Genomic DNA, 20,996 nt, shown 5'->3' with positions numbered 1-20,996 from the left:
GACAACGCCTGCGACGATAGGCGCATGCGGATCGCTCAGCACCTCAGTGACCTCATCGGCGGGACGCCCCTGGTTCGGCTGAACTCCGTCGTCCCCGAAGGCGCGGGCATCGTGGCCGCGAAGGTCGAGTACCTCAACCCCGGCGGCAGCTCCAAGGACCGGATCGCCGAGCGGATGATCGACGCCGCCGAAGCCAGCGGGGCGTTGCGGCCCGGGGGCACCATCGTCGAGCCGACGTCGGGCAACACCGGCGTCGGGCTGGCCCTGGTGGCTCAGCGCCGCGGCTACAAGTGCGTGTTCGTCTGCCCGGACAAGGTCGGCGAGGACAAGCGGAATGTGTTGCGCGCCTACGGCGCCGAGGTTGTCGTCTGCCCGACGGCGGTGCCGCCCGAGGACCCGGACAGCTACTACAGCGTGTCCGACCGGTTGGTCCGCGAGATCGACGGCGCCTGGAAGCCGGACCAGTACTCCAACCCGGAGGGGCCGGCCAGCCACTACGCGACCACCGGCCCCGAGATCTGGGCCGACACTGACGGCAAGGTCACCCACTTCGTCGCCGGCATCGGTACCGGCGGCACGATCACCGGCGCCGGCCGCTACCTCAAGGAGGTGTCCGACGGGCGGGTGCGCGTCATCGGCGCCGATCCGGAGGGGTCGGTGTACTCCGGGGGCACCGGTCGGCCCTACCTCGTCGAGGGCGTCGGCGAAGACTTCTGGCCGGCCGCCTACGACCCTTCGGTGCCCGACGAGATCATCGCGGTTTCGGACTCGGACTCCTTCGAGATGACGCGGCGGCTGGCCCGCGAGGAGGCCATGCTGGTCGGCGGCTCGTGCGGGATGGCCGTCGTCGCGGCGCTCAAGGTCGCCGAGCACGCGGGTCCGGACGCACTGATCGTGGTGCTGCTGCCGGACGGCGGTCGCGGCTACATGGCGAAGATCTTCAACGACGCGTGGATGTCGTCCTACGGATTCCTGCGCACCCGATTGGACGGCACGGCCGCGGAGTCGACGGTCGGCGACGTCCTGCGCCGCAAGTCCGGCGCGCTGCCCGACCTGGTGCACACGCACCCCTCGGAGACCGTGCGGGACGCCATCGGGATCTTGCGGGAGTACGGGGTTTCGCAGATGCCGGTGGTGGGAGCGGAACCGCCGGTCATGGCAGGGGAAGTCGCCGGCAGCGTCTCGGAACGCGAACTGCTGTCGGCGGTGTTCGAGGGCCGCGCCAAGCTGGCCGACGCCGTCAAGCAGCACATGAGCCCGCCGCTGCGGCTGATCGGGGCCGGCGAACTGGTCAGCGTGGCGGGAAAGGCGTTGCGCGATCAGGACGCCCTGATGGTGGTCGAGGAAGGCAAGCCGGTCGGCGTGATCACCCGCTACGACCTGCTCGGCTTCCTGTCCGAAGGGACGCGACGCCGCTAGTGGGGCTGTGACGTGGCTCTCGAGCCTGGGGTACTGTATCCGGCTTAGTTCAGCAAAAGTCAGCTCTAGGAAGCCCGGAAGGTTGCCTCATGACCGATCAGCCGCCAGCCGGCGGGTCTTACCCGCCGCCACCGCCGCCTCCTGGATCGTCCGGCGCTGCACCCTCCGGTGGTCACCTTCCGCCGTCCGCGCCGCCTCCGCCGGGCAGCAGCGGCGACTTCTCGCAGTCCGTCGGCGGCTCCACCCCGCCGCCTCCTCCGCCGCCGCCGCCCGCGGGCGGCTACCCGCCACCACCCCCGGCCGCCGGAGGATATGCGCCGCCGCCGCCGGGACCCGCTGTCAAGGGTTTGGCGACCGATGCCTACACGCCCTGGCTTACCCGCTTCCTGGCGTTCCTCATCGACTACGCGCCGATCCTCGTCGTCCTGGGCATCGCCCAGGTGGTCGACCTGCTCACGCAAGAGGAGTCCTGCGTCACCAGCGTCAACCAGTACGACGTCGCGCAGTACTGCTACACCCAGGGCTCGATCATCGGGGTGTTGGCGCAGGGCCTGGCTTCGCTGCTGATCCTGGCGTATGTGGTCTGGAACTACGGATATCGGCAGGGCACGACGGGCTCGAGCATCGGCAAGTCGATCCTGAAGTTCAAGGTGGTCAGTGAGGTCACCGGAGAGCCACTCGGGTTCGGTATGTCGCTGGTGCGGCAGCTCGCGCACTTCGTCGACGCGATCATCTGCTACATCGGGTTCCTGTTCCCGCTGTGGGACAGCAAGCGTCAGACCCTGGCCGACAAGATCATGACGACGGTGTGCCTGCCGCTCTGATCAGACCCGTGACGTTGAGTCTGCGTTGACGGCCGAGGCCACTGGCACTTCGTCGCCCTCACCGCAGAGTCAACGGCGCCCCGGTGCCAACTAGGCTGGCGGTCGATGAGCGAGAACCACGCATTCCAAGGACTTGCCACCAAAGCCATCCACTCCGGCTACCGTCCCGATCCGGCGACCGGCGCCGTCAACGCGCCGATCTATGCCAGCAGCACCTTCGCCCAGGACGGCGTGGGCGGCTTGCGCGGCGGGTTCGAATACGCCCGCACCGGCAACCCGACCCGCTCCGCGCTGGAGGCGTCGCTGGCGGCGGTGGAGGACGGCGCCTACGGGCGGGCATTCAGTTCCGGCATGGCGGCCAGCGACTGCGCGCTGCGGGCGCTGCTGCGCCCCGGCGACCACGTCGTCATCCCCGACGACGCCTACGGCGGCACCTTCCGGCTGATCGACAAGGTCTTCACGCAGTGGGGCGTCGCGTACACACCGGTCGCGCTGTCGGACCTGGACGCCGTGCGCGCCGCGACCACGCCGCGGACGCGATTGATCTGGGTCGAGACGCCCACCAACCCGCTGCTGTCGATCGCCGACATCAGCGGGATCGCCCAGATCGGCGCCGATAGCTCCGCAAAAGTATTGGTGGACAACACTTTTGCTTCGCCCGCGCTCCAGCAGCCGTTGACGTTGGGTGCCGATGTGGTGCTGCATTCGACCACCAAGTACATCGGCGGCCACTCCGACGTCGTCGGCGGCGCACTGGTCACCAACGACGAAGAACTGGACCGGGCGTTCGCGTTCCTTCAGAACGGGGCCGGCGCGGTGCCCGGCCCGTTTGACGCCTACCTCACCTTGCGCGGCCTCAAGACGCTGGTGTTGCGGATGCAGCGGCACAGCGAGAACGCGGCGGCCGTCGCGGAATTCCTGGTGGGCCATCCCGCCGTGAGCGCGGTGCTCTATCCGGGTCTGCCCAGCCACCCCGGACATGAGATCGCCGCCCGGCAGATGCGCGGCTTCGGCGGCATGGTCTCGGTGCGAATGCGTGGCGGGCGCGCCGCCGCTGAGAAACTGTGCGCGCAAACCAGCGTCTTCATCCTGGCCGAGTCACTGGGCGGGGTGGAGTCGCTGATCGAGCACCCCAGCGCGATGACGCACGCGTCCACCGCCGGCTCACAGCTGGAAGTTCCCGACGACCTGGTGCGGCTGTCGGTCGGAATCGAGGATGTCGCCGATCTGCTGGCCGACCTGGGCCAGGCCCTGAGCTGACACTTTCGCCGACTGGGAATCTGGCGACGCGACGCGCCGGAAATGCGTCGCAGGCTGCACACTCGGCGGTGCAGCCGCAAGCCTCAGGAGTGGTAGGGCTCCGCGCTGACCAGCGTCACCTCGACGGTGTTGCCGCTGGGCACCTTATAGCTGCGCGTCTCGCCGACCTTGGCATCGATCAATGCACCACCCAGCGGTGAGTTCGGCGAGTAGACCTCGAGCTTGCCGTCGTTGACGCCTTCCTGGCGGGTAGCGATCAAAAAGGTCTCGCTGTCGTCCTTGTCGCCGTTGTAGTAGACCTTCACCACCGAACCCGGCAGCGCGACGCCCGACTGCTTGGGAGCCTCGCCGACCTTGGCGTTGTTGAGCAGATCCTGCAGCTGGCGAATGCGGGCCTCCTGCTGGCCCTGCTCCTCGCGGGCAGCGTGATACCCGCCGTTCTCGCGTAGGTCACCCTCTTCGCGGCGGTCGTTGATCTCGGCGGCGATGACCGGGCGATTGGCGATCAACTGGTCGAGCTCGGCCTTGAGTCGGTCATGTGATTCCTGGGTCAACCAGGTCACCTGAGTGTCCGTCATCTCGTGGCGCTCCTTGTGATTGTTGTTCCGCGCAAAGTGTGGTCCCGATGTTGGGCGTCTGCGGGTCCCCACCCCGGGTGCTGCAACTCCGTGCTTCTCACGGCCTCTAATGCAGCAATACACGGTCCCAAGCAGGACCGTGCATTCACCCATGTTACCACCGCGCAAACACTAAATGACCGACATATCCGCAGTTCGGCGTTTTGCCGCGGTCACGGCGACCGCAGATACGCGGGCACGTCTGCCCCGCAGCCGTAGACGTCCGCCATGGCCGGACGCTTGCTGGATTTCAGCGTGGCGGTCACCTGCACGGTCTGCTGGTCGGCCGGGGGCACCAGCACCTCTCGGCGGCCGGTCTCGCTGCCGTCCTTGGATCGGACGCGCACGATGCAGTCCACCGGACGCGAAGGGTCACGGCGGTAGACGCTGACGGTCACCGACGCCGTCTCGTCGTCGATCAACTGGTAACCCGCCAGGGTGCCTTTGACCGGGGCGGCGCCGATCTGCCGATAGGCCACGCTCGCGATTCCCACCCCGGCAGCCAGGACCAGCACGGTCAGGCCGATGACGATGCGGCGCCGCGATCTGCGGGACAGCCGATCGCGGCCGTAACGTGCCTCGGGCCGGGAGAAAGAATCATCGGTCACGTGCTCAGTCATGCCCTCGGGAGTTGTGGGGTACAGAGAACTGGAAGTATAGGAGGCACTCACAGGGTCGGTGGGCGGCCAACGGACGGACTCGGAATAACAGATACAAGGGAGCTCGTGAGCAAACTGCGATTGATGGCGGTGCATGCCCACCCCGACGATGAATCCAGCAAGGGCGCCGCAACGTTGGCGCGCTACGCCGACGAGGGCCATCGCGTGATGGTGGTGACGCTGACCGGCGGGGAACGCGGCGAGATCCTGAACCCGGCCATGGACCTGCCTGACGTGCACGGCCACATCCACGAGATTCGCCGGGACGAGATGGCCAAAGCCGCGGAGATTCTCGGGGTGGAACACCACTGGCTGGGCTTCATCGACTCCGGCCTGCCCAAGGGCGACCCGCCGCCGCCCCTGCCGGAAGGCTGCTTCGCCCTGGTGCCGCTGGAAGAATCCACCGAAGCGTTGGTGCGCGTGGTCCGGGAGTTCCAGCCGCACGTGATGATCACCTACGACGAGAACGGCGGCTACCCGCACCCCGACCACATCCGCTGCCATGAGGTGTCGGTCAGCGCGTACGAGGCGGCCGGCGATTATCGCCGGTTTCCTGACGCCGGGGAGCCATGGTCGGTGTCCAAGCTCTACTACGTGCACGGTTTCTTGCGGGCGCGGATGCAGCTGCTGCAGGACGAATTCGCCAAGAACGGGCAGGAGGGTCCGTTCGGGAAGTGGCTCGAGCACTGGCTGCCCCAGAACGACCATTTCGAGAAGCGGGTGACCACCCGGGTGGAGTGCTCCGCGTACTTCGGTCAACGCGACGACGCTCTGATCGCGCATGCTACTCAGATCGACCCGAATGCCGAATTTTTCGCCGCGCCGATCGAATGGCAGGAGCGGCTGTGGCCGACGGAGGAGTTCGAGCTGGCCCGCTCGCGGGTACCGGCTCGCCTGCCGGAGACCGATCTGTTCGAGGGGATCGAGGAACGGTGAATCACTTTCTGCTCAGCGTGATTGCTGCCGGACCGAAGAACAACGGCCCGGATTTCGGCAAGGCCAGTCCCCTCGGACTGGTGGTGGTCGTCTTGCTGATCGTCGCCACCGTGTTCCTGGTCCGTTCGATGAACAGGCAGCTGAAGAAGGTGCCGGAGTCGTTTGATCGCCAGCACCCCGAGCCGGATCAGGCCGCCGACGAAGGCACCGACGCGGTAGACACGGCCGAGGACCCCGCCCCCGAGGCCGACCGCAACCGCCCCCCGGGCTCGGCCCATGAGCCCGGCTGAGCAGGCGGGGACCAACACCCTCGGCCAGGCAACCAGCCCGTACCTGCGCCAGCACGCCGATAACCCGGTGCATTGGCAGCAGTGGAGTCCGGAAGCACTCGCCGACGCGGCCGCACGCGACGTGCCGGTTCTGCTGTCGATCGGCTACGCCGCCTGCCACTGGTGCCACGTGATGGCCCACGAATCGTTCGAGGACGACGAGGTGGCCGCCGTCATGAACGCCGGGTTCGTCTGCGTCAAGGTGGACCGCGAAGAGCGCCCGGACATCGACTCGGTCTACATGAACGCCACCGTCGCGCTCACCGGCCAGGGCGGCTGGCCGATGACATGCTTCCTCACTCCCGATGGGCGGCCGTTCTTCTGCGGTACTTACTACCCCAAAGATGCTTTCCTGCAACTGCTTTCAGCCATCTCCGAGACGTGGGCGCAGCGCCGTGGCGAGGTGGAGCAGGCGTCGGACCACATCGCCGGCGAGTTGCGTTCGATGGCGTCGGGTCTGCCGGGTGGCGGACCGGCGATCGCACCGCAGGTGTGCGACGACGCCGTCGCTGCGGTACTGCGCGATCAGGACACCGTGCACGGCGGATTCGGCGGTGCGCCCAAGTTCCCGCCGTCGGCCCTGCTCGAGGGTCTGCTGCGCAGCTACGAACGCACCGGGTCATCCGCGGCATTGCAGGCGGTGTCGCGGGCAGGCCACGCGATGGCGCGCGGTGGGATGTACGACCAACTCGCCGGTGGCTTCGCCCGCTACAGCGTCGACAACGCCTGGGTGGTGCCGCACTTCGAGAAGATGCTGTACGACAACGCCCTGTTGCTGCGCTGCTATGCGCACTGGGCCCGCCGGTCCGGGGATCCGCTGGCCCGCCGGGTCACCGCACAGACCGCGCGGTTCCTGCTCGACGACCTGGCCGACGGCGATATGTTCGTCTCCTCCCTGGACGCCGACGCCGACGGCCGCGAGGGCTCGACCTACGTGTGGACCCCGGCGCAATTGACCGACGTCCTGGGCGTCGACGACGGCCGTTGGGCGGCAACGGTTTACGGAGTGACGCGGGTGGGCACCTTCGAGCACGGCGCATCCGTGCTGCAGTTGCGCAGCGACCCTGATGACTCAGCGCGTCTGGACCGGGTACGGGCCGCGTTGCTGGGCGCCCGGTTGACCCGGCCGCAGCCCGGACGCGACGACAAAGTGGTGACATCGTGGAACGGTCTGGCGATCACGGCACTGGCCGAAGCCAGTGTGGCGCTCGACGACCCAGAGCTGGCGCAGGCCGCGCAGCGCTGCGCCACCGCGCTGCTGAATCTGCATGTGGTCGATGGGCGGCTGCGGCGCGCCAGCCTGGGCGGGGTGGTTGGGGACAGCGCCGCCATCCTGGAGGATCACGCCATGCTGGTGACCGGCCTGCTGGCGCTGTACCAGTTGAGCCCCGACGACGGCTGGCTCGCCGCAGCGACCGGCCTGCTGGACACCGCGGTCCGGCATTTCAGCGACCCGGAGCGCCCCGGGCGCTGGTTCGACACCGCCGACGATGCCGAGCAACTCCTACTGCGGCCCGCCGACCCGCTCGACGGGGCGACGCCGTCCGGGGCGTCGGCCATCGCCGAGGCGCTGCTCACCGCCGCGCACCTGGCTGACGGCGACCGGGCCGAGCGGTATCTGCAGGTGGTCGGAGACACCCTGGACGCGCATTCGGTGCTGCTGGCGCGCGCCCCCCGCTCGGCCGGACATTGGCTGGCGGTTGCCGAGGCCGCGGTGCGCGGTCCGCTGCAAATCGCCGTCGCATGCGCTGGCCCGTCGTCGCCGCTGCTCACCGATGCCCGCCGGCTGGCTCCCGGTGGGGCGATCGTCGTCGGGGGCGCCCGGGATTCGTCGTCGCTGCTGGCCGGACGCGACCTGGTGGCCGGGGCCGACGCGGCCTACGTGTGCCGGGGCCGGCTCTGCGACCTGCCGGTGACCAGCGCAGATCAACTCGCCGCCGCCCTGGGAATTCCCGGGTAGTAGCGTGCGTCACATGCCGAACACCGCTGACAAGACGCAAGCGATCACCGATACGGTCAACCGCTACATCGCCACGGTTACCAGCGGCACCGCCGAAGACCTGGCCGCTTTTTACGCCGACGACGCCACGCTCGAGGATCCAGTTGGCGGCGAGGTGCACATCGGTACCCAGGCCATCAAGGGTTTCTACTCCTCGGTGACGGGCGTCCAGCGCGACTGCGAGTTGGTGACGCTGCGCGTCTCGGGCAATGAGGCGGCATTCCATTTCCGGCTGACGATCACCGCCGGTGACCACAAGATGCGGATCGAACCGATTGAGACGATGGTCTTCGATGCCGACGGCAAGGTCACCGCGATGAAGGCCTACTGGTCACCGGCGGATGTGACGCAACTCTGAGGGTGATCGCACGCCGAACGTGGTGTCACGATCGGCGTCGCGTCCAAGCGTCAGAAAACGACGAACCACATCGCGATGTAGTGGCAGATCGCCGCGACGGCGGTGCACGCGTGGAAGAACTCGTGGTATCCGAAGGTCGACGGCCAAGGGTCCGGCCACTTCAGCGCGTAGAGAATCCCGCCGATGCTGTACAGGGCGCCACCGACGAACAGCAGCACCATGGCCGCGACCCCGGCGTTGTGCAGGATCGAGCCGGTGTACCAGACCGCTACCCAGCCCAGCAGGATGTAGAGCGGCACGCCCACCCAGCGTGGAGCGGTCGGCCACAGCATCTTGAGCGTGACGCCGGCCAGCGCACCGCCCCACACGATCGCCAGCACGACGTGCCCGTCGTGGCCGGGCAGCGCCAGGAGCGCGAACGGCGTGTAACTGCCCGCGATGAAGATGAAGATCATCGAGTGATCCGCCCGCTTCATCCAGATGCGTGCGGTGTCTGATTTCCAGGTCACCCGGTGATAGGTGGCGCTAACGGTGAACATGATGATGGTGGCGAACGTGTAGAGCATCGTCGCCAGGCCGGCCTTGGTGGAATCCAGCGCCCAGGACACGGCGACCAGGGATGCGCCGGCGAACACGGCGGCACCCGCTGAGTACACGTGGATCCAGCCGCGGAAGCGCGGCTTCTTGAGAACCTTGGCGACGCCCTCGGCAATATGGTGGGCCGCGTTGGCCGGCGATGGGCCGTCCGGTTCCGGTTGTGTACTGGTGAGCGTGCTGGTTTGGCTGCTCATCTGTCCCCTTGCCCCGCCTTTGTCGGTCGTTGGTGTCTTCCGTTCAGGGTAACGGGACTGGCTGAGAGAACCCCGTCAGACTTGGCGTGATATTGCCGGAAATGGCAGCCGGAAATTGGTGTCGGTCACAGTAGTGTGGGATTCCGTGGAGATCATCCCGCCGCGGATCAAGGAGCCGTTGTACCGGCTGTACGAGCTGCGACTGCGGCAGGGTCTGGCCGCCTCGCGATCTGAGTTGCCGCGTCACATCGCGGTGTTGTGCGACGGGAACCGCCGCTGGGCGCGCAGCCTGGGATACGACGACGTCAGCGTCGGCTACCGGATGGGTGCGGTCAAGATCGCCGAGATGTTGCGCTGGTGCCAGGAAGCCGGCATCGAGATGACCACCGTCTATCTGCTCTCCACCGAGAACCTGCAGCGTGACCCTGAAGAGCTGGCCGCGCTGATCGAAATCATCACCGACGTTGTCGAGGAAATCTGCGCTCCGGCCAATCACTGGAGCGTCCGCACCGTCGGTGATCTGGAGTTGCTGGGCGAGGCACAGGCCCGCCGGCTGCGTGGTGCCGTGGACTCCACTCCCCAGAACGCGTCGTTCCACGTCAATGTCGCGGTGGGGTACGGCGGTCGTCAGGAAATTGTCGACGCGGTGCGCGCGCTGCTGGGCAAGCGACTGGCCGATGGTGCCACCGCCGAGGAACTCATCGACGCGGTGACCGTCGAAGGGATCTCGGAGAACCTCTACACGTCCGGGCAACCCGACCCCGACCTGGTGATCCGGACCTCGGGGGAGCAGCGGCTGTCCGGATTTTTGCTGTGGCAGAGCGCCTACTCGGAGATGTGGTTCACCGAGGCGCACTGGCCCGCATTCCGTCGCGTCGACTTTCTGCGCGCCCTGCGCGACTACAGCATGAGGAACCGGCGCTACGGCAAGTAGCGGCACCCGATCGGCGTGGCGACACGTCGGCCTTGGCGTGTCGCCACGCCGATCTTTTGTCACACCCGGTGTGTCATTTCGTTCTGCAAGGCGACCTTTCAGCGTGCCGTAGCAAACTTTTCACTCTTCATTCCTGCGCGCAGACGCCCCATTGGGTTCAAAGACAACGCATAGGTAGGCAGGAATTGCCGCCGATCGGCATCGGGTTACTCATCGGTAGGCCGTGTCTAATAACGTCCGAAATATTCTGTAGCGCAACTGATTTCGGCTATCGAAAGCCCCTTTAGCCGACCTCACCTAAGTGATCATGCGTTTGATAATTTGAATTCAAAATCGGTTGTTAGCTATTCAACATTCGGCTAACGACGTCAAACCATGCGGCCAGCGGACCTCCCAGAAAAATCTGAAAATTGGTGTTGTCAGATCTGGCGTTTCCGTAATCGGCGCAGGTACATTCCCAATCGCGTGTCCATCCATCGGCCTTGAACCACAGGAGTTTCAGCGATGTCGTATTTGGCGGCTGCCCCCGACCTGTTCGCTAGCGCGGCGGCGAACCTACAGAGTCTGGGTGCGTCGATCAACGAGGCCAATGGGGTCTGGTCGAGACCTGTAGCTGCGTTGCTGCCGGCTGCCCAGGACGAGGTGTCGGCAGCCGTCGCCGCGCTCTTTGGCTCGCACGCTCAGAGCTATCAAGCCCTGAGCTCTCAGGCGGAGGCCTTCCACCAACAATTTGTGCAAACCCTTACTTCTGCGGGCAACGCGTACTCGACCGCCGAGGCGATGAACGCATCTCCGTTGCAGGGTGTGATGGACCTGATCAACGCGCCGAGCCAGGCACTGTTTCAGCGGCCGCTGATCGGAAACGGCACCGACGGGGCTGCAGGGACCGGCGCGAATGGTGGAGCGGGCGGATTGCTGTGGGGCAACGGTGGCGCGGGCGGATCCGGTGCGGCGGGCCAGGTCGGTGGTAACGGCGGCGCCGCCGGCCTCTTCGGCACCGGCGGCATCGGTGGTACGGGTGGAGCCGGCGCCGCCGGCGGAAACGGCGGCTCCGGCGGCATCTTGTTCGGCAACGGCGGTATCGGCGGAACGGGCGGCGTCGGCGCCGCCGCAGGCCTGACCGGGGGTGCGGGCGGTATCGGTGGAAACGCCGGCTTCTTCGGAGCGGGCGGCGCGGGCGGCGTGGGCGGTGCCGGTGGCGCCGGCGACCCGTTGTCCGGTGCCGCCGGCGGTAACGGCGGTGTCGGCGGCCTCGGCGGTAACGGCGGGGCGATATTCAGCACGGCGGGCGCCGGTGGCGCGGGAGGTGCCGGTGGTACCGGAGGCACCGGCTTCGACGGCGTCGGGGGTGGCGCGACGGGAGGCGTCGGCGGTGCTGGCGGTAATGGTGGTGCCGGCGGCGCTGCCGGCAGCACCGGCATGTTCGGCGCCGGCGGGGTGGGTGGTGCAGGTGGTGCCGCCGGACTCGGGGGCGCGGGCGGTGTCGGCGGCGATGGCGATATCGGAAACATTCACGGTGGTTCCGGTGGCCTGGGCGGTAACCCCGGCATCGGTGGTGTGGGCGGAGCGGGTTCGCTCGGCGCGGCAAACGGCGCCGCGGGTGCCGCGGCCACCAGTGGCGGCAACGGCGGTGCCGGTGGGTTGGGCCTCACTGCCGCCGGTGGGTCGAATGCGGCCGGCGGTAACGGCGGGGCCGGCGGCAATGCGGGGACGGCTGGTCACGGTGGTGTCGGTGGCGCCGGCGGAAACGGTGACGGCAGCGGAGCGGGCGGGAACGGCGGTACCGGTGGCCTCGGCGTGGTCGGTGGTACGGGTGGTGCCGGCGGCGACGGCGGCTTAACGGGCAACGGCGGTAACGGTGGTGCGGGCGGTGCCGGTGTGGTCGGTGCCGCAGGGGCGAACGGCGCTACCCCGGGTGCCGGTGGCGGCGCGGGCGCGGTCGGCGGTACCGGTGGCGTCGGTGGTGTCGGTGGCCGCGGCGGTGCCGTATCGGGCAACGGCGGAAACGGCGGCGCCGGTGGCGTCGGCGGTCTCGGTGGAGCCGGCGGTGCCGGAGCGACCGGGGCCGACGCAACTGTCGCGGGAGCCACCGGCGGAACCGGCGGCCTCGGCGGCAATGGCGGCGCGGGTGGTCACGGCGGTGCCGGCGGGGCCGCCGGTGTCGCGCTGGGCAGTGGGACTGGTGGGGTCACCGGCGTCGGAGGCGCAGGCGGCCAGGGCGGTGCGGCAGGGGTGGGCGGCGACGGCGGGGTCGGCGGCGCCGGCAGCCAGACTGTGCGCAATGGCGGTACTGGCGGCCAGGGCGGAAATCCCGGCGTAGGCGGGGCCGGCGGGGCCGGCGGAGTGAACGGCACCGGAACCAGCGTCTCCGCCTCCGGTGCGGCGGGTGCGGTCCCGCTGACCGGTGGCAACGGCGGCACCGGCGGCGCGGGCTGGAATGCGGTAACCCCGGGCGCCAACGGCGGTAACGGCGGGCGCGGCGGCGCCGGCGGTCTCGTCGGTAACGGTGGCGATGGCGGTGTCGGTGGTAATGGCGCCATCGGCGCCGCCGGCACCGACCCGACCCAGACCGGCGGCAACGGCGGTACCGGCGGCAACGGCGGTCGCGGCGGCGATGGTGGTGTGGCCGGGACAACCGCCGGCTTCGGCGGTAAAGGTGGCGACGGCGGCATCGGCGGGCAAGGCGGTACCGGCGCGACCGGGGCCAACGCAGCGGGACCGGACCAGATCGGCGGCACGGGTGGTAAGGGTGGCAACGGCGGTGTCGGCGGTAACGCCGGTAACGGCGGCAACGCTCCGAATCCCCTCGGAAACTTGGGTGCGGGCGGTAACGGCGGTGCCGGTGGGTCCGCCGGCCTCGGCGGCGACGGCGGCAACGGTGCCGCTGGGACCGCCGCCCTCTTCAACGGCAGCGCGGGTGGCATCGGCGGTAACCCGGGCACTGGCGGCGCCGGCGGACAAGGTGGCGTCGGATCAAGCTTTGGCACCAGCGGTGCGGGCGGTGCCGCGGCCACCAGCGGTGGCAACGGCGGCAACGGCGGCAATGGCTACACCGACCCCACCGCCAGCGGCCTGGCAGGCGGTAACGGTGGCGCCGGCGGCAAGGCTGGCGCGGTCGGTAACGGTGGTGCCGGCGGCATTGGTGGCAATGGTGCCCAGGGCGTCACGGGTGCCGCCGAGTTTGAAACCGGTGGGACCGGCGGCGTCGGCGGCCAGGGTGGTGCCGGCGGACAAGGTGGCTCGACATCCGGCAATGGCGGTGCCGGTGGTGCCGGCGGTATCGGCGGGAAAGGCGGAACCGGCGCGGCCGGCATCGACTCGACTGACCCGAATCTTGCTGGTGGCGCAGCCGGCCAAGGTGGTGTCGGTGGTCAGGGTGGTCTCGGCGGCAATGGCGGCGGCGTGACGCTTGGAAAGGGAACTGTCGGCGTGGGTGGCGCCGGAGGTAACGGTGGTGCTGCCGGCATCGGCGGGAGGGGCGGCGACGGCGCCGCCGGCACCGACATGCACATCGACGGCAGTGCAGGTGGTCAGGGTGGTAACCCGGGTACCGGAGGGGTTGGCGGTAACGGCGGCTCCGGCTCTGTCGCCGGTGCCAAGGGAAGCACGGGTACTGCGGCCACCTTCGGTGGTGACGGCGGCACCGGCGGTGCGGGCTTCGACGCTGAAGCGGGCTCCAACGCAACCGGTGGCGTTGGTGGCACCGGTGGTGCCGGCGGTGTGCTGGGTAACGGCGGTACCGGCGGTGTTGGTGGAGCGGGCGATGGCAGCGGTGCTGGTGGCGCCGGCGGTGACGGTGGCGTCAGCGGAGCGCAGGCCGGCAACGGTGGAACCGGTGGCGTAGGTGGCGCTGGCGGGACGACCGGCACCGGCGGCGTCGGTGGGACCGGTGGACTTGGTCAATCGCCCTTGGGTATCGGCGGTGCCGGTGGTCATGGCGGTGCTGGCGGTGCGACATCTGGTGACGGTGGCGCCGGTGGGACCGGTGGTATCGGCCAGGCCGGTGGCGGTGCCGGCGGCGACGGTGGCGATGCCGGGAAGAGCGGCAACGGCGGGGCAGGCGGCACCGGTGGCGCCGGTCTGCCGGGCAAGGACGGTACGGCCGGGGTCGGCTCGGGCGGCAACGGCGGCAACGCAGTTGCCGGCGGCTTCGGTGGTCACGGTGGTAACGGCGGTGCCGGTGGCACGGTGTCCGGTAACGGCGGGGCCGGCGGTACGGGTGGCGCTGGTGCAAAGGGCGGAACGGGCGGCAATGCCACCGACTCGACGAACCCGAACACGGCTGGCGGTGCTGGCGGTAAGGGTGGTGCCGGCGGCCAGGGTGGTGCCGGCGGCAACGGTGGTGCCGCCACCGCAGGCATCGTGGGTGCTGCCGGAGACGGCGGCGCCGGTGGTGGAGCCGGCCACGGCGGTGACGGCGGCAAGGGTGCCAACGGCACGGCGGGCGTCATCAACGGCAGCAATGGCGGTCAGGGCGGTGACGCAGGCCTCGTCGGGACGGGTGGCGTGGCGGGCACCGGCTCGACCGCAGGCTCCAACGGCGTTAACGGCGCTGACGCCACCAACAGCGGCCACGGCGGTGCCGGTGGCAACGGCTTCGACAACGCCGCGAACACCACCGGTGCGGCCGGCGGCAGCGGCGGCAAGGGTGGTGCCGGCGGTTCGCACGGTGACGGCGGTAACGGCGGCAGCGGTGGCAACGGCGGGACCGGCGCCACGGGTGGCGCCAGCGCCGTTGGCGGGACCGGCGGCGCGGGCGGAAACGGTGGCGCCGGCGGTGCTGGCGGATCCGTCCTTGGTGACGCGGGTAATGGCGGTAACGCCGGTAACGGCGGTAAGGGCGGCCAGGGTGGTAATGGCGCTGCTGGCTCCAACTCCAGTACCGCCAATGGCACGGCTGGCACCGGCGGTGCAGCCGGCGACGGAGGCAAGGGTGGAGCCGGCGGCAACGGCGGCGCCGCGGGTACGGCCACGGTCGGCAACAACGGCACGGCCGGTAACGCCGGTAACGGCGGCGACGGCGGCAACGCCGGGACGGCCGGCAACGGCGGTAACGGCACCGGCAACCGCACCAACGGCGGCACCGGCGGTGCTGGTGGCGATGGTGGCGCCGGCGGCGCCGGTGGTACCGGTGGTACCGGCACAGCGACCACCGACGGTGGCGCTGGTGGCAACGGTGGCAAGGGTGGCATCGGATCCGTCGGGGGTACCGGTGGAGCCGCCACCGGTACGACCGGTGGCAACGGTGGCGGCGGTGGTACCGGCGGTGACGGCGGCGCCGGCGGTAACGCGGGTGCCGGTGGCAATGGCCAGAATGGTGGCGCCGCGGGTAGCGCCGGTGACGGTGGCCAGGCCGGCAACGGCGGTAACGGTGCTACGGGCGGTAATGGCCAAACCAGCACCACGGCCGCCAACCGCGATGCCCGCGCCGGTGGCGCCGGTGGCAGCGCCGGTGCGGGTGGCGCCGGTGGCGACGGCGCGTCCGGTGGCACCGCGATCGGCGGCGGCACCAACGGTGTGGCGAGTGCCGGTGGCGACGGTGGTACTGGCGGTACGGGCGGAGCAGGCGGTACCGGTGGCCTTGGCGGCAACGGCAGCGGTACCAACCCCGGCGGCCTGGGCGGCAACGGTGGCCAAAGCGGTAACGGCGGTGCCGGTGGCGCCGGCGGTGCTGGTGGTAATGGCACCACCACCACCGCAGGCGCAGCCGGTGGTAACGGCGGGCAAGCCGGCTCAGGCGGCACCTCGGGTGGCGGTGGTAAAGGCGGCAACGGCAGTGGCACCAACCAAAATGGTGGTGCCGGTGGCGCTGCCGGCGCAGCCGGCTCGGGCGGCATTGGCGGTGCCGGCGGCGAAGGCGGCGACGGCAACGGCGGTGGGACCGGTGGAAACGCCGGCAACTCCGGCAACGGCGGGCAGGGCGGTGCCGGCGGCGGCGGTGGCACCCCGACGGGCACCGGCATCGGTGGAGGGGCTGGCAACGGCGCGAACGGCGGCGCCGGCGGCAACCACGCCACCGGCGGTACCGGCGGAACCGGCCTGGGCGGCGGGCTTAACGGCGGCAACGGCACCAACGGTAACCCCGGTACGGGCGGCGGCGGCGGTGCGGCGGGCACGCCGGGTACGGGCGGCGCCGCGGGCATTCCGGGCACCAACGGCCCCAACGGCACGTAAGAACTCAACCCGGCCTGCTAGGTACTACTCCACACACGTCGAACAGCGATCGTCTGAAATGTTAGGAAGAGGATTGAGCCGGTGAGTTTCCTGACCTTGCCACCTGAGATCAACTCGCTGAACATGCTGCTCGGCGCGGGATCGGCGCCCATGGCGTCGGTGGCGTCGGCGTGGGACGGCTTGGCGTCCGAGTTGGGTTCGGCCGGGTCGTTCTTCGAGTCGGTGACCTCCGGCTTGATTGACGGCGCCTGGCAGGGCCCGGCCGCGGCGGCGATGGGGGCCGCGGCCTCGCCCTATGCGGCGTGGTTGAGCGCTGCGGGTGCGGCGGCTGAGCAGGCCGCCGCGCAGGCTCGGGTGGTGGTGGCCGCATATGAGTCCGCGCGGTCGATGATCGTGCACCCGGCGCTGATCGCGGGCAATCGCAATGCGCTGGTGCGGCTTGCCATCTCGAATCTGTTCGGGCAGAACTGGCCGGCGATCGCGGCGGCGGAGGCGGCCTACGAGGAGTTCTGGGCTCAGGACATCGTGGCGATGCTGAGCTATCACGGCGGCGCGTCGGCCGCGGCTGCGGCGCTGACACCGTTCACCAAGTTGCCGTTGGGTCAGTTGACCGGCGCGGGGGGCTTCGTCAACGCCGCAGCGACCCAACTTGCCGGCCTTTCTGGCACTTTCAACAAGGGCGGCGGCAGCATCAGGGCCGCACTTGGATCGGGCAATGTGAGGCTGGGCAGCCTGCTGGGCGGCTTCAACCTCAGCGGGGTGCTCAGTGGCCTGCAGCTCGGCACCGGAAACCTCGCCAGCCTGAACCTGGTGACTGCTGGTCTGTCCAACTCCGGAAGCATCAGCGCCGCGCTGAGCAGCGGCAGTCTGAGCAGCTTGCTGAGCCGCCCGGCGGTGAGCAGCCTGGTGGGCAGTCTGAATCTGGGCACCGCCAACCTCAGCGCCGTGCTCAACCAGCTGGGTGTCACCGGCACCACCGGGGCGACGGCGGCCGCGGGTTGGGGTCATCACTGGGGCGGCTCATGGGGCCATGGCTTCGGTGGCTTCGGTGGCTCGGGCCGCGGCCTGAGCTTCCTGACCGGCCTGCTGAATTCCGGCGTCGTGAGCAACGCCATCAGCAGCGGCAGCGTAAGCGCCCTGCTGAGCAGTCCGGCGGTAACGGGTCTGTTGAATAGCTCAGCGGTCAACACCCTGCTCAGCAGCACCACGGTGAGCAGCTTGTTGAGTAGCCCAACGGTGAGCAGCCTGCTCAGCAGCAAGGCGGTGAGCAGCCTGGTCGGCAGTCTGCACTTGAGCGACGGCAGCAGCTTGAGCAACCTGTTGTCGCAGTTGGGTGTGGGTGCCACCGGTTCCGGTGGGGCGAGTGCGGCGGCGGCGTTGTCGACTCCGTGGGGCCATTTCTCGTTGAACCAGATCACCAATTACGTCAATTCTCACGGTGGTCTGCAGGCCGTGTTGACGAACTTGTCGAGCTCGTCGGCGTTTAACGCGTGGGTGGATTCGGGTGCGTTGGCCAGCCAGTTGAGCGGTTCGTCGGTGACCACTCTGTTGAGCAGTTCCTCGGTGAGCGCTGTTTTGAGCAGCCCGGCGGTGGGCGCTGTTTTGAGCAGCCCGGCGGTGGGCGCGGTGTTGAGCAGCCCGTTGGTGAGCACCCTGTTGAGCAGTCCGGTGGTGGGCAGCGTGTTGAGCAGTCCGGCGCTGAGTGGGTTGTTGAGCAACCCGACGGTGAGCGGCCTGCTCAGTGGTGTGCACCTGAGCAACGGCAGCAGCCTGGGTAACTTGTTGTCGCAGTTGGGGGTGGGTGGCACGGGCGGGGCGAGTGCGGCGGCGTCGACGTTGTCGACTCCGTGGGGCAATTTCTCGCTGAATCAGATCACCAATTACGTCAACTCCCACGGTGGACTGCAAACCGTGCTGAATACCTTGTCGAGTTCGCCGGCGTTCAACGCCTGGGTGAGCTCTGAAGCGTTCGTCAGCCAGTTCAGCAGCCCTGCTGTGAGCGGCCTGTTGAGCGCCCCGGCGGTGACCACTTTGCTGAGCAGCCCGACGGTGAGCGCTGTGTTGAGTAGCCCGGTGGTCAGCACGCTGCTGAGTAGCCCGTCGGTGAGCGGCCTGCTCAGCTCGGAGCATCTTGGCGGCCTGTTGAGCAGCCCGGCGATCAGTAGCGTGCTGAGCGGGACGGGTCTGTCGGCCAAGTTGAACGGTCTGCTGGCGGTGAGTCCTGCTGCTGCGACGGCCGCTGTCGCCGACGCCTTCGGTAACACCGGTACCGGCAATATCGGGTTCGGCAATACCGGGGATAACAACATCGGGTTCGGCAACACCGGTAACGGCAACATCGGCTTCGCCAACTCTGGTGTTGATCTGCGCGGCATTTTCAACGAAGGCGTGGGGAACTCGGGGTTGTTCAATACCGGTAGCTACAACACCGGCATCGGTAACTCCGGGACCGGTAACACAGGTCTGTTCAATCCGGGCAACTTCAACACCGGTATCGGTAACCGCGGCAGCTTCAACACTGGAAGCTTCAATGAGGGCAGCTTCAACAGCGGTGACTTCAACAGCGGCGACACCAACACCGGCTGGTTCAACACCGGCAACCTCAACACCGGCATCGGCAACTCCGGGGACATCAACACCGGCATCGGCAACTCCGGCAACATGAACAATGGGATGTTCGTCCGGGGCGACGCCCAGGGCATGACCGGTGTCTCCTATTCGATCCACATCAACCAGATTCCCGTGGACTACGGCATGCGATTCCCGGTGAACACGACGATATCCGGTAACACATTCGACATCACCGTTCAGCCGTGGACCATCGGGGCGATCGACCTGAGCCCTCTCAGCAGCACGTCCGGCACCGTCGGTCCCATCAACGTTCCGACCATCACGATCAGCGGACCACGGTTGAACTTCACAGTCGGCGGCCCGGGATACACAACGTATGGCAGCATCTCCGGCACCGTCGGCCCGATCGATATTCCGTTGTTCTCGATCCCGGCGGGCCCGGGCATCGGTAACACGACGGGTGCCCCGTCGTCGGGATTCTTCAACAGCGGCACGGGCAGTTCCTCGGGCTTCTTCAATGTGGGCGCGGGCAGTTCGGGGTGGCAGAACATGGGGCTGGGTGCCTCGGGTATGGGCAACGTGGGCGACTTGGCGTCAGGCATGCGCAACCTGGGCAACAGCATGTCGGGCTGGTTCAACGCGAGTTCGTTGGAGGCGTCGCAGGCGGCGGTCATCTCTGGCTTCGGCAATGTCGGCAGCCAGGTCTCTGGGGTCTTCCACAACGCGGTGACCGACTTCACCACCTTGAGCATCGGCCTGGGCAACCAGGGTGGCCTGAATGTGGGTGGGGGCAACATCGGGCAGTTGAACTTCGGTTTGGGCAACGTGGGCGCCAACAACTTCGGCGGCGGCAACCTGGGCAACCTGAACTTCGGGTTCGGCGATCTGGGCAGCAACAACTTCGGGTTCGGCAACCTGGGCGACGGCAACATCGGCTTCGGCAACTCCGGCAGCGGCAACATCGGGTTCGGCAATACCGGCAGCGGCAACATCGGCTTCGGCAACTTCGGCAACGGCAACATCGGCTTGGCGAACTGGGGTGACAACAACTCCGGTATCGGGTTGCTCGGTAGCGGCAACTCGGGCTTCGGCGGGTTGAATGCGGGCACCGACAACGTCGGCTTGTTCAACTCGGGCACCGGTAACCGCGGCTTCTTCAACTCCGGCACCGGCAACACCGGCATCGGCAACGCCGGTGACTACAACACCGGCATCGGTAACACCAGCGTCGGCAACACCGGTATCGGCAACACCGGCAGCTACAACACCGGCTTCGGCAACACCGGCAGCAACAACACGGGCAGTTTCAACGCCGGCAGCTTCAACACCGGTGATGCCAACCCGGGCGATCGGAACACCGGAAGCTTCAACGGCGGCAGCATCAACACCGGCTTCGCCAACTCAGGCGACCTCAACACCGGTTCCTTCAACACCGGCAGCAGGAACGTCGGTTCCTTCCATCTGGCCGACGGCCAGCAGAGTGCGACGACCATCGCGATCGATTTCCCGGCGATTCCGATCAACCTGGTAGCGGCTACCAACGTGGCGATCCCGATCACCGGTCAGATCGACCCGATCACCGTCTACCCGATCATTGTCGATGTCCCGGTCAACATCAGCGCTACCGTTCTTATCACTATCAATGTCGCTGGAATCGTCCCGTCCGCAATAGTGGACCCCATCGTCATCAACCCGATCCGCCTGATGGACGTCGTCTTCGGGGCGGACTTTGCGCTGCCCATCGACTTGACGATCCTCGGCCGACTCAATGTCACGCTGCCGTGGCAGCCCGGTATCGGGAACTCGTCGGTGTCCTCGGGCTACTTCAACGGCGGTTCGGTCGGTTCTTCCGGTTTCTTCAACTCGAGCGATCTGAGTTCGGGGTTCGCCAACGCCAACGGGGCGCTGACGTCGGGTTGGTACAACTCCGGTTCGTTGTTGTCGGGCTGGCAGAACGTGGGCGACGCGATCTCGGGCTTCGCCAACACCAGCACCGTCAACGGCGCGGCGTTCATGTCCGGCGTCGGCAACATCGGCAGCCAGGTGTCCGGCTTCTGGAACGGCCAGATGGATGCGTTGCAGCAGACGCTGGCGGACTGGGTGGCCAGCCGATGACGTACTTCCC

13 protein-coding genes are annotated in these 20,996 nt (G+C 68.3%); 10 read left to right on the top strand and 3 right to left on the bottom strand.

Going from position 1 to position 20,996, the window contains the following annotated elements:
• Positions 1-24: 24 nt before the first annotated feature.
• From QXK92_RS23600 to QXK92_RS23590, 3 genes are all read left to right on the top strand, one after another.
• On the top strand, positions 25-1,419 hold the full coding sequence (locus QXK92_RS23600; RefSeq protein ID WP_306245678.1) for a cystathionine beta-synthase: 1,395 nt from the start codon (positions 25-27) through the stop codon (positions 1,417-1,419).
• An 89-nt stretch (positions 1,420-1,508) separates the two neighbouring features.
• Entirely contained in the window at positions 1,509-2,243 is a 735-nt protein-coding gene (locus tag QXK92_RS23595) for an RDD family protein (RefSeq protein WP_306245677.1), read from the top strand.
• Positions 2,244-2,348: 105 nt separating this feature from the next.
• A complete protein-coding gene (locus tag QXK92_RS23590; RefSeq protein ID WP_306245676.1) occupies positions 2,349-3,503 on the top strand; it encodes a cystathionine gamma-synthase in 1,155 nt (384 codons plus the stop codon).
• 83 nt (positions 3,504-3,586) lie between these two features.
• Here QXK92_RS23590 and greA read toward each other — a convergent pair whose 3' ends face one another.
• Together greA and QXK92_RS23580 are read right to left on the bottom strand one after the other, a co-directional pair.
• Positions 3,587-4,081, bottom strand: coding sequence for a transcription elongation factor GreA (gene greA, locus QXK92_RS23585; RefSeq protein ID WP_065137229.1), 495 nt, complete (start codon positions 4,079-4,081; stop codon positions 3,587-3,589).
• Positions 4,082-4,293: 212 nt separating this feature from the next.
• The gene (locus tag QXK92_RS23580) at positions 4,294-4,740 is read right to left on the bottom strand and encodes a DUF4307 domain-containing protein (protein ID WP_306245675.1); all 447 of its coding nucleotides are present in this window, start codon (positions 4,738-4,740) and stop codon (positions 4,294-4,296) included.
• Positions 4,741-4,845: 105 nt separating this feature from the next.
• Here QXK92_RS23580 and mca point away from each other — a divergent pair, with 105 nt between their 5' ends.
• Genes mca through QXK92_RS23560 form a run of 4 tightly spaced genes read left to right on the top strand, consistent with a single transcriptional unit; the run spans position 4,846 to position 8,401 of the window.
• On the top strand, positions 4,846-5,715 hold the full coding sequence (gene mca / locus QXK92_RS23575; protein ID WP_306245674.1) for a mycothiol conjugate amidase Mca: 870 nt from the start codon (positions 4,846-4,848) through the stop codon (positions 5,713-5,715).
• Complete coding sequence (locus QXK92_RS23570) at positions 5,712-6,005, top strand: hypothetical protein (RefSeq protein ID WP_306245673.1); 294 nt, start codon at positions 5,712-5,714, stop codon at positions 6,003-6,005. Before mca ends, QXK92_RS23570 begins: the two co-directional genes overlap by 4 nt.
• Positions 5,992-8,004, top strand: a complete 2,013-nt coding sequence (locus QXK92_RS23565) for a thioredoxin domain-containing protein (protein WP_306245671.1) — start codon at positions 5,992-5,994, stop codon at positions 8,002-8,004. The genes QXK92_RS23570 and QXK92_RS23565 overlap by 14 nt, the downstream gene beginning before the upstream one ends.
• Before the next feature lie 13 nt (positions 8,005-8,017).
• Positions 8,018-8,401 (top strand): nuclear transport factor 2 family protein, encoded by a 384-nt coding sequence (locus tag QXK92_RS23560; RefSeq protein ID WP_306245670.1) that lies wholly within the window; start codon positions 8,018-8,020, stop codon positions 8,399-8,401.
• 50 nt (positions 8,402-8,451) lie between these two features.
• On the opposite strand, the gene QXK92_RS23555 is transcribed toward QXK92_RS23560, so the two are convergent.
• The gene (locus QXK92_RS23555) at positions 8,452-9,192 is read right to left on the bottom strand and encodes a hemolysin III family protein (RefSeq protein ID WP_306245669.1); all 741 of its coding nucleotides are present in this window, start codon (positions 9,190-9,192) and stop codon (positions 8,452-8,454) included.
• Positions 9,193-9,337: 145 nt separating this feature from the next.
• On the opposite strand from QXK92_RS23555, the gene QXK92_RS23550 reads away from it, so the two are divergent.
• The 3 genes from QXK92_RS23550 (at position 9,338) to QXK92_RS23540 (ending at position 20,986) form a co-directional block, all read left to right on the top strand.
• The gene (locus QXK92_RS23550) at positions 9,338-10,126 is read left to right on the top strand and encodes a (2Z,6E)-farnesyl diphosphate synthase (protein ID WP_306246456.1); all 789 of its coding nucleotides are present in this window, start codon (positions 9,338-9,340) and stop codon (positions 10,124-10,126) included.
• 504 nt (positions 10,127-10,630) lie between these two features.
• Positions 10,631-16,300 carry a PE family protein gene (locus QXK92_RS23545; RefSeq protein WP_306245668.1) on the top strand — a complete coding sequence of 1,890 codons (5,670 nt, stop codon included), beginning with the start codon at positions 10,631-10,633 and terminating at the stop codon, positions 16,298-16,300.
• Positions 16,301-16,381: 81 nt separating this feature from the next.
• The gene (locus QXK92_RS23540; RefSeq protein ID WP_306245667.1) at positions 16,382-20,986 is read left to right on the top strand and encodes a PPE domain-containing protein; all 4,605 of its coding nucleotides are present in this window, start codon (positions 16,382-16,384) and stop codon (positions 20,984-20,986) included.
• Positions 20,987-20,996 lie beyond the last annotated feature (10 nt).

Source organism: Mycobacterium sp. TY815, from assembly GCF_030755135.1.
Lineage (GTDB): Bacteria > Actinomycetota > Actinomycetes > Mycobacteriales > Mycobacteriaceae > Mycobacterium.
Note: the sequence above shows the minus strand (reverse complement) of the source record. Positions and strands in the feature narration are given on the sequence as shown.